This window comes from Zobellia uliginosa (assembly GCF_900156625.1).
GTDB lineage: Bacteria > Bacteroidota > Bacteroidia > Flavobacteriales > Flavobacteriaceae > Zobellia > Zobellia uliginosa.
This window is the reverse complement of record NZ_FTOB01000004.1, coordinates 844,539-859,472: the sequence shown is the minus strand read 5'-3', so window position 1 is coordinate 859,472 and position 14,934 is coordinate 844,539. Positions and strand designations below refer to the sequence as shown.

At 42.9% G+C, this 14,934-nt stretch carries 10 protein-coding genes; 4 read left to right on the top strand and 6 right to left on the bottom strand.

From position 1 onward, the window contains the following. Window positions 1-33 precede the first annotated feature (33 nt). From BW980_RS16275 to BW980_RS16250, 6 genes are all read right to left on the bottom strand, one after another. Window positions 34-678, bottom strand: a complete 645-nt coding sequence (locus tag BW980_RS16275; protein ID WP_076456211.1) for a DsbA family oxidoreductase — start codon at window positions 676-678, stop codon at window positions 34-36. Window positions 679-997: 319 nt separating this feature from the next. Then, window positions 998-1,561 carry a carboxymuconolactone decarboxylase family protein gene (locus BW980_RS16270; protein ID WP_076456210.1) on the bottom strand — a complete coding sequence of 188 codons (564 nt, stop codon included), beginning with the start codon at window positions 1,559-1,561 and terminating at the stop codon, window positions 998-1,000. Between the two features lie 68 nt (window positions 1,562-1,629). After that, a complete protein-coding gene (locus tag BW980_RS16265) occupies window positions 1,630-2,193 on the bottom strand; it encodes a TetR/AcrR family transcriptional regulator (protein ID WP_076456209.1) in 564 nt (187 codons plus the stop codon). A 155-nt stretch (window positions 2,194-2,348) separates the two neighbouring features. Next, window positions 2,349-3,488, bottom strand: a complete 1,140-nt coding sequence (locus tag BW980_RS16260) for a response regulator (protein WP_076456208.1) — start codon at window positions 3,486-3,488, stop codon at window positions 2,349-2,351. A gap of 39 nt (window positions 3,489-3,527) precedes the next feature. Beyond that, window positions 3,528-4,766, bottom strand: coding sequence for a glycosyltransferase (locus tag BW980_RS16255; RefSeq protein ID WP_076456207.1), 1,239 nt, complete (start codon window positions 4,764-4,766; stop codon window positions 3,528-3,530). Window positions 4,767-4,834: 68 nt separating this feature from the next. After that, complete coding sequence (locus tag BW980_RS16250; protein WP_076456206.1) at window positions 4,835-6,103, bottom strand: oligosaccharide flippase family protein; 1,269 nt, start codon at window positions 6,101-6,103, stop codon at window positions 4,835-4,837. Window positions 6,104-6,662: 559 nt separating this feature from the next. Here BW980_RS16250 and BW980_RS16245 point away from each other — a divergent pair. The 4 genes from BW980_RS16245 (at window position 6,663) to BW980_RS16230 (ending at window position 14,815) form a co-directional block, all read left to right on the top strand. Further along, window positions 6,663-9,749: a hypothetical protein gene (locus BW980_RS16245; RefSeq protein WP_076456205.1), complete on the top strand. Its 3,087-nt coding sequence runs from the start codon at window positions 6,663-6,665 to the stop codon at window positions 9,747-9,749. Next, window positions 9,746-10,975: an Ig-like domain-containing protein gene (locus tag BW980_RS16240; RefSeq protein WP_139327707.1), complete on the top strand. Its 1,230-nt coding sequence runs from the start codon at window positions 9,746-9,748 to the stop codon at window positions 10,973-10,975. Before BW980_RS16245 ends, BW980_RS16240 begins: the two co-directional genes overlap by 4 nt. Then, a complete protein-coding gene (locus BW980_RS16235) occupies window positions 10,972-12,501 on the top strand; it encodes a glycoside hydrolase family 2 TIM barrel-domain containing protein (protein WP_076456204.1) in 1,530 nt (509 codons plus the stop codon). The genes BW980_RS16240 and BW980_RS16235 overlap by 4 nt, the downstream gene beginning before the upstream one ends. A 253-nt stretch (window positions 12,502-12,754) precedes the next feature. Next, the gene (locus BW980_RS16230; protein WP_076456203.1) at window positions 12,755-14,815 is read left to right on the top strand and encodes a tetratricopeptide repeat protein; all 2,061 of its coding nucleotides are present in this window, start codon (window positions 12,755-12,757) and stop codon (window positions 14,813-14,815) included. Window positions 14,816-14,934 lie beyond the last annotated feature (119 nt).

Below are 14,934 nucleotides of genomic sequence, written 5' to 3'. Positions count from 1 at the left end.
TTGGGCCCGCCTTATTTCGGCCAAGCCCACGTATTACTTTTCTATAAGTTCGGCAAGCACTTGTTTAAATACCTCTACAGGCTGTGCCCCCGTCAATGCACTCTTTTTATCGAACACAAAAGTAGGTACCGAAGATACGCCCAGTCCCTGCCAATATTGCTCTTTGGAAGTGACTTCATAACGCGCATTATCATCATCGAGTCGGGCCATGGCCTCATCTGCATTTAAGCCAACGGCCTTTAGCTCTTCGGCCAAGACCTCTCGTTTTGACACATCTTTTCTTTCACTAAAAAATGCCGTAACCAATCGCATTTTCAATTCGGTCTGCTTGCCCTTTTCATGTGCATATTCGAGCAAAACGTGTGCATCGCGGGTATTGGCCATTCTCATATCATCAAAATAATCGAAGGTAAAGCCGAGCTCTTGTCCGAATTCCGTCATTCGCTCTTGAGACAATTTTTGATCTTCAAGTGAGGAACCGTACTTTTCGGTAAGGTGCTCCTGTACATTTTGCCCTTCAGGCGGCATATGCGGATTCAGTTCGAAGGGTTGCCATTCCAACTCGATCTTGTCTTCAATACCCATTTCAGAAATGGCCCTTTCCAAACGTTTGTAACCTATTACACACCAAGGACAAACTACATCTGAAACCAAATCTATCTTTATCTTTTCTGCCATAATCTATGTTATATCATTAAAAAATAGGGAATCGCCCTTGAAATTAAGGTAGATTCCCTACCTAAGACGATCCTCTCTATAAAACCTTACTAATTTGTACTTGCGGACGCACATTCGTAAAATTAGGAAATCAGCCAATAGCTTTACCAATTCCCCTATTCGCCTCCGTTACCAAAGCGACTTTATTCTCGACCGAAGTACACATAATCCTATATTTTTAAACTGAACGCTCAGGCTTATGTTTTTAATAGAAAGAATAAGCCTTCCACATAAAGTGAAAGGCTTAAACATTGCCATCAAGCTTCGTTAACCAACAACATTAGGCAACCTTCTCTTCTTTTTTCCAAGCAAATTTTTGGAAAGCCGCATCAACCGGAGTTTCTGCAATATGGTTTACATAGTTACTGATCACTTTTTGGGAAAGGCCCAAAATAATCTCAAGCAACTGTCGCTCTTCGTAACCCGCTGCGTAAAATGCCTGTACGTCTTTATTTTCAATATATCCCCTGTTACGAACGATCTTAAGTGTCGTTTCGTGAAGAACCTGTAATTTTTCAGATGGTAATTCAGTACCATTTCTCAAGGCATCGGTAATGGCATCATCTACCTTCATCATTTTTGCAATGGCGGTATGCGCCGGTACACAATAGTGACAAGCATGCTCTACGTTGATCGTTTGCCATACTACGGTAAGTTCATCATTATCAAAAGATGAGTTTACAAAAAGCTCATGTAAAGATTGGTAAGCCTTTAAAAGACCGGGAGATTCTGCCAATACCGCATGAAGGTTTGGAATATTACCATACGCCTTAATAGAATTTTCCAATAATGGCTTGCTTTCTTCGGGTGCTGTTTCTAAAGTGTGATTTGTTAATGTGCTCATAGTTTCAATTTTTATTTAATATTCGATTCATTTCTAAGCAAATGCTTAGTTAAGGTGTAAAAAAATTTTTATAGGTTCAAAAACGTAATTTCAATAGTGTCTTTGAGTTGACATTGGTCGAAAACTTTTGACGAAACTGACAAACCCAGCAAACTATTCATCAAATAATTCGATTGCCTCTTCGCTTCTTCCTCGGTTTTTCCTTCCTCTTGCAAGAGATTATCAATAAACAACTGCTTGATACTGTTGGCAAATTCCATCAACTGATCCATTATTAACGGATCTGTATCGGCATTGATCTCGTTTACCGTATTGGTCACAAGACAGCCCTTATTTTTACCATCTTCTTTTGCAAACTCTAAAAAATCATAGAAGTATTGCCTGATACCTTCCTTACCGTTATTCGACCTCGCCAGCTTCTCGGTTATGCAGCGTATTCTTTTTTTGTAGGCCTTGATACTTTCTAAGAATACGCCTTGTTTATTGCCAAAACTAGAATAGATAGAAAATTGGTTGATCCCCATTTCCTTTTCCAACATACGTACGGTAGTGGCCTCATAGCCATTCTTCCAGAAAAGGGCCGTGGCCTTTTCTATCACCTCTTCTTCATTATATTGCTTTTTTCTAGCCATGGTTTTATACTACAGGACAAAACTAAGCACTTGCTTTGATTTAACCCAACAATTAAGAATACTTTAGCTTTATTGTACAAAAAAAACAGCTCAAAGGTCGATTCACCTATTCATGAATACGACTTTTGAGCTGTCTTTAAAAAGGTTCTAGAGGCCTATCGATAGGAAACCGCGATCTTGGCCAATTGACCCACAATTTTAACCGAGTCTTTCATAGATAATTTAGAACCATCGGCGTGGATCCACCTTTTCAGCGGCTGTTCGCAAATTATACGTTTGGCCTCTTCCTTTCCGTAGTGCTTTCTCATGCGCATAAATATCTCGACATCAAAAAGCCATTTGGTAATGAATTTTTTATTGAACATAGTAGAGGCTATCTCACGGTCCATAATCTTGGCCCCACATTGGGTATCTTTAAACGGCATACCCAAAATGGTCTGTATGATCATGTTAATGGTCATACTTATGATTTTTCTAGCCGATTCTTTGGTAATATTCGCCCCCATTCTACTGATACGCGAACCGCTTACTATTTTAAACTGCGAATTTTCGAGTGTCTTGACCAAGTCATCAAAATCCCTAAAATCGGTTGAAAGATCCGCATCTAAATAGCCTATATAATCTAACTGTTCATCTTTTATCATATGCAAGACGCCTTGTCGTACCGCTTCGGCCTTACCTCCGTTCTTCTCGCAATTGTATATGCTTATATTCGATTCATGACCTTTTCGAAGTTCCTGTAACACCTCAAGGGTCTTATCGGTACTTCCGTCATTTACAAAACATAAATGATAGCCTAGGTTTTTATGGGCAAAAGCCTTGAACTCGGGTCCGGATAAGCGATCTTCCTCGTTATAGCAGGGTATAACGACACCTACGCAATGCTGCTGCAGCATTCGTACATCGTTGCTCTTCATCGTTTCCCCTTCAGTTTCCGGCACACCTACGATACGTTTTATACGTGCGGCCATCTCCTCTAGACTTACCGGTTTTTTCATATAATCGTTGATGCCCAAATCAAAACCGTCTACGATTATATTTTCATCGGTATTTCCCGACATAATCAAAATAGGCGTTTTTGATTTTTTCTCTGTACGGATATGCTTCACGACCTGAAGTCCTGACATACCGGGCATATTGATATCGACCAAGACCAAATCGGGTTGGAAGTCGTCGTATATTTCAATGCCCAGCTCTCCCGAACCGGCCGTTCTTACTTCATATCCTAGCTCTATCAACCGCTTTTCTACAGATAGTAAGATCAGTTGCTGGTCGTCAATAGTTAATATCTTCATGATGGTATACTTTATAAAGGTGTGGGACCTGTTTTTTGTTTATGCTTTTGTTTTTTCGTGCGTTAATCCGATGGCGTTTACATCGATTATCAGCCCTTTCGTTTTTTGTACTTGAATGGCCTTGAAATAATCTAAATACATTTTAGCGATAGCACTCATTGGTAGTGAGCATGCCGCTTCGTAATTCGCCCGGGCCAGTTCGGTTCTGTAGGCCTCATCGGTGAGTATTTTTTCTATTGCATCCGCTAGGGACACTTTGTTTTCCGGTAAAAAGAATTCCCCTCTATACCCCTCTTCCTGAACCAATACGCTCAAATCGCCCAGATCAGGTAAGGCCACGGCTTTACCATAACTTCCGGCTTGGTGCAATACGCCCGAACTACCAGTGGTAGAGGTATAAGGAAAGACCACAACGGCGCTTTCGCCAAAAATAACCGGTACATCTTCTTCGGCCACATAGCCTGTAAAGCGTATTTGAGGGACATGACTGTAGACTTCCTCCATTTTTTTTAGATACCCCGGCGTATTCGGACTATCCGTTCCGGCGATTACAATTTCAATATCTTCATTGCTCCTATTTCGAATGACCTCTATGGCCTCAATAAGCACCTCGACCTTCTTATAGGTACCGAACTTGCCAAAAGCCATTACCTGCTTGGGCCCAGGGGGCAAGCTAAAATCAGGTTCCGGTGGGGTTTCGAAAGACCCATGGGGGATCAAGGCAATATTCTTGGCCTTGTATTTTTCTTCTAGAATAGTCACATATTTGCTGATGGTCACCGCCAATATATCGGAAGCCAAAACGAACTTCGTCAAAGTAGTACCGATAAAACCGTATATCTTCTGAAGCAACTTGCTTTTGGTAAAGCCCGCACTATCCAAATCTACTTGTTCCAAGATATTGTGCAGCAAGGAAATAGTCGGGATACCTTTTAACTTGCTCATATAAGGCAACATCAACCCTAAGGCTGCCGGTATCTTTTTGTCCCCGAACTTCAAAAACTGTAGGTTAAAAAGTACGGCATCGGGACTATGGGTCTTGATGGCCTTGTTGACCCGCCATAAATTGGTATAACTATTAAAATCCCAGCACTCGGCAACCGTAATCTTACAACCCTCGCCCTCAAAGGAAAGGTCTTTTGGACCCTCGGTTCTATCGGTCATTAAAATAATTTCGGTGACCTCTTCTTGCAACCTAAAGTGTTTTACAAGATAATACCCGTATTCGGTCAAGGTTACTTTACTGGGGGGATATGCGGTTACAATGGCTAATTTCATAGTATAGACTTAAAATTCATGGCGATTTCATATAGGGAGCTCCCCTCCCTATGTTTTGTTTTCATAATTTATTTTTCCCTAGCTTTTTCGGGTGTGCCGTTTCGGCCTAATTCCTTATGGGCGAAATACAGCAACTGAACCAACAATAGTACCGACATGGCAATAAGCTGCATATGTACCACACGATCAAGACTCTCATGATAAAGCACTACCAATAAAATCTGTGAAAGCCCCAATACCCCTGAAAGGATTACGGGTACATAGTGGTCTAGGGACAAAAAGTAATAGGCGAAAATATTCGATATGGCAAACAGTGATGTGGCCAGGGCGTACTGCCATAACAAGCTAGACATAGCGATATAGGAATCCCCGAACATAAGGGTTATGATCAATTCCGGAAAAAAGTAACAGACCACCACGATACCGGCCGACAACAGTCCTATATACGATACATATTTAAATAAAATCGGGGCCGTTGGTTGTCCATCTTTTTGTTTTTGTACCACTACGGGCAACAGTAACATCACGAACATCCATGCCACAAAATACACTACCCTACCTATTAGGGCCAATGAAGCATATAGCCCCGCCTCCACAGGTTCGAAGTAATGCTTCACCAACAATACGTCACTATTGTTTATTATGATCTGGGTAAACTCGTAACAAGCGGTCAACCAGATAAACTGTGAGACCCGCTTTGCATTATCTGGACTCAACTTTCTAGATTCCTTAAAGGATATGGACGTACTATCGGAAGGAAAAAGCCCGAACAGAAAAGACAAAAAGATACCCAAGGCTACCAATGTTCCAGGCTCAATATCTAACCAAAAGAGCAAGATCATGGTTAATAGCAATCGGCTCCACATTTCGGTCTGATAGGTGATGGACAATTTGGCAAACTCTTGTCTACCTTGATAAGCCCCCCTATTAACACTCATAAAAAAGTAAATAGGTATACCTAGGCCGAAGATGACAAACATCCAATGGCTATTGGTATTGAAAAGCGATTGCAGTTGTTTTGAAAAAGCAAGAATGAGAATTCCTATGACCAGACCTACTATACTAGCCTGACGGTAACTGATGTTTTTGAACACATCCCATTCACGGCCCGAAAAAATAACCGCAAATTTTGCGGTAGCCAGCTGAAAGGTCATTCCCATAAAGGACAAGACCAATAATAAGGTTACCAAAAGTGCTGCTTCCGAAAAAGCGGCAGGGCCCAATAGGCGCCCCAATAATAAATTGTATAGGTAGTTGCCACCGTTTACCAAAAGTACGCTCCCCATGAACAACTGTTCTTGGGACACTTTCTTCAACATTAATTTGATGGCGGTCATGATTCTATTATTAGGTTGTATACTAGGTCTTACCCCTTATATTTCTACTTTTCCACATGACCGATTTCTTTTACGTCAGATGAACACTCTGTTTTTCAAATAATTAGATAGCCCTATTTCGGTTAATCTAAGCATAGTACGTAAACGTCATTTCGTAGAAATATTGTAAGATTTAACTTATAATCGACAAAATGTAGCATTTCATAGAATTATTTTGCGTTTCATAGACAAAATCAATAAAACATTTCTTGATTTGCCCTCTCCTCCATGCTTTCACCGCGTCTTAGGGCGTCTATTCCACATCTTCCTCCAATGTTATGGAAGAAACGCTTCACGACCATCATCTAAAACTCACCTACTTTACATCGTTGGATTCTGACAGGCCGTTTGCTAGTACGCATTGACAAATTTACCCTCCCATCAGCGCCTTTTCAGACTCGAAATTGCTGATTTACACTTAACTGTAGACGAATGGCGTATTGCCATAGATAAGCAATACCATCGATGAAATACAATATTAATACCTTTACAATGTTATATTTTCTGACAAATAACCTCAATGCAACGTACCAATGTATTATTGATCTTAGCACTGGTCATAGGTATTGCCTTTCACGGGTCTAGCATTTTCTTCACTCTTGAGACAACTTATGATGCCCTGATCCATCTGTTTTTTGCGGACCATTATGCCAATAGTTGGTTTGAGCCGTGGGACTATCGATGGTACACTGGATTTACCGTGCAGGCCTATCCCCCATTGGTACATCAATCCATCGGCATTCTCTCCCATATAGGAGGACTCAAGTTTGGAATGTTCAGCGTGGCGATAATCGGCATTGTCCTGTTTATAACGGGGGCCTATCGTTTTGGTCTATTAATGACCGGAGACCGGAAAATAGCCGGGTATACCGCCCTGTTGGCCGTCTTTTCTTCCACTTTTGTAGAAACCCTTCATATTTTCGGGCAATTGCCCAGTATCATAGGACTATCGGTACTTTTACATTCCCTGCCCGAAATATACCTCTGGGTAAAAACCGGAAAATCAAGATACCTGGCTACCAGTCTTTCATTGATTGCCGTAACAGTAACCTCACATCATGTGACGCCCATTTTCGGTATGATTTTCTTTATCTTTCCCTTACTGGGAATGGCGGTGATGGACTCGGCCAGAGACCAGGTGAACAGTTTTACGGAAGTACGTTTCGGGGTCTTTTTCAAACAATTTAAAAAGCTGTTCTGGCGTATCGTTATTTTCGGTTTTTCCTCTTTGTTCCTTATCGTTACCTGTATTCTGCCCTACTGGATCAATTCAAAGAAAAACCCCATTACCCAAGTCCCCATTCCGCATGGCTCAAGGGACAATTTTCTTGAGGTAACCTCATCGGGACTCGTATTCTTCGTTATTCCATGGGGGATTCTAACGTTTATCCTACCCTTTCTTTTTTACCGTTATTATAGCCGACGCTATATCTTTTTCGGTTTATCGTTCTCAATGCTGACCCTTTTGGGAACCGGAGGCACCACCCCCCTGCCCCTGAAGCTGCTCGGCGAAACGGCTTTTAACATATTAACCTTGGACCGCTTTACGCTCTGGGCTACCATTATGGCACTACCGCTTTTTGGCGAGTTCGCCTACCGGATGGTAGAAGGTGACCTAAAAGAGCGTATTCAGGAAAATTGGGGCCGTGTTTACCATCGTATTTTGGGAGGTCTTATTGTAGGCGGTATGCTTTTCATGGTCATCTTTACCATGAGCCTAGGCTATTTTAGGCCATCTCAACCGCAGAAAATAAAGATGCAGCCCATTGTCAATTTTTTAAGCCAAGATTCGCACGACCACTGGCGCTACCTACCTTTGGGCTTCGGCGATCAAATGGCATGGCTTTCGGCGCAGACCCAAGCCATGACGGTAGATGGCAATTACCACTCCGCACGTCGGTTGCCCGAACTGACGACCAGGGCCATTGAACGCCTTGAAAATTCAAAATTTAGGGGAGTTGAGGGCATCGGCTCTTTACAGCAATTCTTGACCGTACCCGAAAAATACAATCTGAAATACATATTCTCAAACGACAAATTCTACGACCCCATTCTCTACTTTTGCGGATGGCAACGCCTACAGCAATTGGAAAACGGTATTATGGTTTGGGAAAAACTGAACGTACCGCCATTCCCCACCATTATGCCTAAAGAAGACGTACATGTGGCCCTAAAGCTCATGTGGGGCATCATTCCCATTCTTACGGTCTTACTGGCCTTTGTCATAAATATTCAGTGGATATGGGTCAGGGCATTAAAACTAAAGCCCCTACCACAGGGCGAGTTCGTAAAATACGCCATAGACCATAACAACTTCCCAAAACGATTGATTATCATCAATCATATCTGGGCCTTTATACTATTGATCATATTAGGCTATGGCACTTATATTTTCTATATCAAAAACGTAGATCAGATAGCCCCCTCGAACGTAGTCGAAGCCTACTATGACGCTCTTGACTTCAAGGAATTCAACAAGGCCTATTCATTTTTGAATCCCGATAGCGACAAAACCATTGCCCAGTATATGCTTGAGGTTTCCGTCACCGATGGTATTCTCAGTTCCTACGCCAAGCTCGATTCTTTAGGCATCGAATTTTTACGGCAAAATGACACCAGTGCCCGGGTAAAGGCGGCCACCAGATGGATCACCCCCCTTGAGAGCATTCACAAAGACTACTACCACAGCCTTATCAAAAAGAAGGGGAAATGGTATATCGAGCCTTCGTCCCTAGACAACGACCTACCGCCCGACCAATTGTTCACTTCGAACAACACCACTTTTTTCAATCACGGTCGACGAAAGATCACCACCCAGCAGACCCATCATGAAGACGTTCTAAAACAACCTGTTCTTGAGGTGCTAAAGGCCCGGCTTGTACAATACCAAGGGAGTTACAGCATTATCGGGGAGCTTCAAAATGTAGACCATGTTCCAGCGGATGTGGTAATTAAGGGCACACTCTATAATGACCAGAACAAAGAACTGGCCACCTATAACGCGAAAGATGTAGCCAAGCATAAATTGATGCCCAAGGAGACCACTACCTTTAGAATAGACTTTGAAGGTATTGCCTGGTCATCTACCAAAGACACCTTGCCCCCTACTTTTGATCCAGACCAGTTTACCCCAATGACCTTCGATGAGCAACCCACAAAGTTCAACCTGCAATGCGCGGGAAATGTGGCCAACACCGATCTATACAAACAAGTAAGCTTGCAAGAACTGATTTTTGAAGATGATAAAATAAGTGGCACCCTTTTTAATTCGGGCATTCAGGAAGTGACCATTCCCCAGCTTTTAATTTCATACTACGATACCGACCAAGAGCTCATTTGGGTCGAACATAAATTCTTGACCGACGGGGTGCGCATTCAAAGGAAACGCTTCTTCGAATACAAAGTAGCCCGTTTATCGGATATTAAAATCATAAACAGCAGTCTTGAAAATTGCTTCGTAAACGGCAGCCCCAATTCCGACATCGGAAAAAAAGTATTTCCCGACAGGAACATATCCCATGGTCAAGACCAACTGCAACCCTATTCGGGAGACGGATTTGAGTTCTTAAAATTTGAATTGAACAGTTATATAGGCAATCCGAAATGACAAGGCATCTTCTACATATCTGCGTTCTTATTTCGATGCTTTTCTTCGGATGTTCCAAACATCCCGAAAAAAAAGAAAAGTCGAATGCCAGCTTTGAGCTGCTCACCGAAAAACAAATTTTTACTGCGGGGGAAGCCTTCTCGCTAGACTTTAAAGCTTCCGGGAAATCAAATGCTATTCTAACGATCAGAAATGCCATTGGCACCACCGTCCTTAGCCCTTCCTATAACGACGGCATCCTTCAATTCGATATTCCCAAGAACTTCCATGAAAAATCGGGGCCCTGTTATTGGTCGTTGTTCTCCGATTCCGAAGAAAAAATGAACGGCACGGTCAACATCCATATCAACCCTAAAAAAGGCACGTTCTTAGAATCGTACTTAGGCCCAAGAAGCCTTACTGCAGGCCCTAAGGATTACGCCATGTTCGTTATGGTTCCGACCGACATTTATGACAATCCGCTAAACGATGGTGCATCGGTTTTTAGCAAAATCCAATTTCAAGATCGTCAATCCGAAAGCGAATTATTCACCAAGAACCTCATGGCATGGTCAAAGGTACGGCCTCCGACAAAATCGGGACGTATGCTGATTTCCGCAGCTTGCAACGAAACCGACTCCAAAGAATTCACCACTATCGTATACCCTGCAAACCCCATAGATTTCACTACTTCTTATGAGCGAAACCACGAATACGCCGATGGCAACCAAGTCATCACCTTTAAAACTAGTATTCTTAAGGACGCTTACGGAAATAGGGTAAGCGATGGTACCATGGTAACCTTTATCATTACCGATGACCAAGGGGTAAAACTAAAAGCCTTGGGCACCACACTAAACGGCACGGCCCAAGCGCAGCTTTTACACCCAGAACACCAAGCCTCATGGTCTATAGAAGCCTTTGTAACGGGTGCGGCCAAAAGCAAGCCCATAAAAGTTGATTTCAAGGCTTCGGTGACCGATTACAACCTGGGATTCTCTGAAGACCATAGAAGCGTCTCCGTGGGGCCGCTAAAAAGTTTTATGAACCAATTGGTACCTGACGGCATGCCCATTTCGTTGACCGTTAAAGACAAGAAGGGCAACATTTTAGACGTACTCAGAACCTCATCGATGGAAGGCGAAGGTCAATTTGAACTATCTCGGGATTTCTATCCGAACGACACTTATCTATTGCTGATCAAAACAGCGGGTATAACCAAAACAAAATCAGTAGTCTTACAATGAAAATGAACCGAAACCTATATCGTATTTTCCTACTGGTCACATTTTTGGCCCTTAACGCCCTCATCCTATTCGGGGTCACTAGTGCATTGTCTTATTTGAACACCGGTGCCGACCGTACATCGATGCTACACTTACACGAAGAAATATCGGCCTCCTACCTACCCAAAGTGCAATGGGAAATCGCCCAAAACGAAGGTCGCCCTATGGAAACACAGACCTTGGGCGAAATAGAACGCGATTACCTAAGTGCCTGGCAGGTGCGTAACGCCGCTTATGCCAACAACGTTCCCTATGGTGTGGCCGACTACTACACCGATAGTATGCGTACCGAACTTTTTAAATTTACCGAGCTCAACCTAAAAAATAAGGTTAGCCTACAGACCACTACACTTGAACATCACCCCAAATTGGAATTTTACAGTACCGACGGTAAGCTTGTGGTCTTCACCGATAAGAACGTATCGGCCTATGAAGAAGTCTACCATAACGAAACCTTGGTAGCCAAACGAAAACTACTGTCCGATTACAAGGTAATGCTGCTTTTGGAAGATGGCTTTTGGAGGGTTCGCCATTTGGTGGAAAACACCTTGCCAAAGACAGAAGAACCGACCGTCTCGAGGGTGCAAAATCTCAAAAATTTTCATTTTAAGGGAATTAACTACTATCCGCAAAATACCCCGTGGGATATGTTCGGGGATAAATTCGACATCTCAATCATTGAACATGACTTTAAGCTTATGGCCAACATGGGCATCAATAGTCTACGTATTTTCATTCCGTATGAATCTTTCGGGAAAGAACATGTAGATCAAGAAAAAATAGAAAAAGTAAAACTGACCCTTGATATAGCCGAAAAAAGCGGATTGGACATCATGCCTACCCTCTTTGATTTTTATGGGAATTATAGCATTAACGATTGGACGATGACCAACCGTCATGTGGAGCAGGTGGTAGAATCCCTAAAAGACCACAAGGCCATTATTGCCTGGGACGTCAAGAACGAACCCGACCTTGATTTTGAATCGCGGGGCAAAGAGCGGGTGCTGGCCTGGTTGGAACAGACCGTAGCACGTATTCGCTCAATAGACCCTAAACGGGCCATTACCATAGGATGGGCAAGTCCTGAAGCCGCCGTTCACCTTAAGGACGAACTTGACCTCGTCTCGTTTCACTATTACCGTGGTGCTTCGGAATTTGAAGCTGCCTTTACTATTCTAAAAAACAAGGTCACCGATAAACCACTGTTGCTACAAGAATACGGATACTCCTCCTACGATGGTATCTGGAACGCGTTTTCCGGTTCAGACGAAAAGCAAAAAGCCTATATAGAAACCATTCAGAAGGTCGTGGAAGCAGAACACCTATCGCATATGATATGGACACTCTACGATTTCAAGAACATTCCCACTTCAGTAGTAGGCCGCCTGCCTTGGCGAAAAGTACAGCAACGCCATTTTGGCCTACTCGATTCACAAGGAAGGAAAAAACCGGTGTATGACATCTTTATAAACACGAGGCTCGAATAACGAAGCATTATTTCGCTTTTACTTTTCGAGTAAACGCCCGTGCGATCCATGGACTTTTTTTTAAGGATTCCCACCTAACAAAATTAGGTTTTCCCAAAAGGAACAAGACGGCAAACACACTAACTAAACACTTAAAAATGAGACACTTTTATCATTTCAAACGACTTAATACACCTATCGCAACATTTATGATAAAAGCACCAATAAATAAAATTTATAACCGTTATACCCTTGTGGTAAAAAACTTACTTTAATGTTAAAACTAAATACGCTCTGTTTATTCCTGTTCCTTTCTTTTTACGGAATGGCCCAAAATCCGCTTCAACCGGGTTTCACCTTGTTGGAAAACGGCAGTTTTGAGCAAGCAGAGACTTTCTTTGAAGGTTATCTTTCCGATGACCCGAAGAACAAAACCGCATTGATCTGTTATGGTCGTGCCGTAGGCCTAAGTGGCGAACCCGAAAAGGCCACAGAACTGTTCGCCGACCTCTTAAAAGAATACCCCGGTGATTTTGAAATACAGATAAATTACAACGAATCATTTCTCTGGGATAAAAAATTCGAAAAGGCCGAACCCCTTTATGCCGAACTCGTAAAAGCGTACCCAGAAAATTTTGGGGCCGTACTAGGGTATGCCAATACGCTGAGTAACCTAAAGAAATATAAAGAAGCCCTGGAATGGGTAGAAAAGGCCCTAGTGATACAGCCTGGTAACCCCAGTGCTAAAACGTCGCGAAAATATATGCGTTTAGGGTATGCCAATGCCTATGTCAACGCTCAAAACTACAAGAAGGGAGAAAGCCTATTAAAGGAAATTTTTATCGATTTTCCCGAAGACAAAGACGCTTTGCTCAATTTGGCCAACCTCTATTTGATCACCAAGGAAGTGGATCAGGCCAAAGCCACCTACCAACGCCTTGCCACCTCATCAAAAGACTCGATTACGGCGCTTAACGGCATTGCCCTTGCCGAGCATATAGGCGAGAACGACAAACAGGCCTTGGTAGTTGCCACAACGGCAAAGGAAAAAGCCGAGACATTGGGCGATGAAACCTTAATGGAAAAGACCTACGACCGCTATGTTCAAGCCCTGATATGGAACCGAAAATACAATCTGGCCCAAACCGAAATCGCGGCTTTGGAAACCAAGTATGCCGATAAGAACTGGTTATACGCACTCAAGGCCATGCACGGCCTCTACACCGGTTCACCGAAAAAGAGTGTCGCCAATTACGATGCCATTTTAAAAAATGACAGTGCTTCCTTTGATGGCAACCTAGGGAAGGCCAATGCGCTTTTCGCTGCCGACCGCATTGTTCCCGCATACCAAGCGGCCTTTGGAACCTTAAAGATTTTCAAGGACCAAAAAGATGCCATTGGTTTTATCGACAAGTTAAACGTAAGCTTTACCCCTACCATAGACGAACACTTGGCCTATACTTTTGACAATGGTAAGAACGTTGCCATATCTACCAATACTACGGCCACCGTTCCCTTATCAACCAAGTTTAGCACCAACCTATCCTATAATTACAGGACTACGGAAAATACAATAACCGACAACAAAGCAAGTTCACATGTACTTTCCGCCGGTTTCGATTACAAATTCCTCCCGAAAACCACTTTTAAGGCCATTGCAGGCCTGAACAAGTCCAGCTTTGGCTCGGAGGACTACACCCAACCCGTAATCGATGTAAAGCTCTTATTACAACCTTTCAAGCTACAAAACCTTGAACTGGGGTATAAGCGCGAGATCCAAAACTTTAACGCCGATCTGATCGAACGTGAAATCATCATGAACCATCTGGGCCTCAACTACAACCTGGGTACCAACTTTAACCTGGGCTGGTATACCCAAGCTATACACACCACACAAAGTGACAATAACACCCGCAACCTCTTGTTCACCTCACTGTACTATAACGTGATGCGCAAACCCGCCCTTAAGGTCGGGCTAAACTACCAGTACCTCTCTTTTGCGGAACAATTGCCTACCATTTATTTTAGTCCCGAAAAATACCAAGCGGTAGAGGTATTTGCCGATCTACGGGGCGATATAGCCAAGAACACCCAGTATATGATCAGTGCGGCAACGGGCCTACAGCAGGTAGAAGAAGATCCCAACACCGTAATATTTAGGGCCGAAGCGGGTATAACACATAAATTTTCAAAGCGTTTTAGCGGTAATTTATACGGAAAGTACAGTAACATCGCATCGGCTACCGCGGCTGGGTTTGAGTTTACCGAAATCGGATTAAAGCTAAAATGGCTTATTACCAAGAAGCCCTTGTTCTACAAACGCCTTGCCCAATAACAAAAAAAGACAATCCGCTAAGATTGTCTTGAGACAAAAAACACATTCCCATAAACCCAAAATTCATATGGGAAGGCTTCAAAGGGCTTTCGCCCCGACTATGGTTCTTTTTTTTGGAA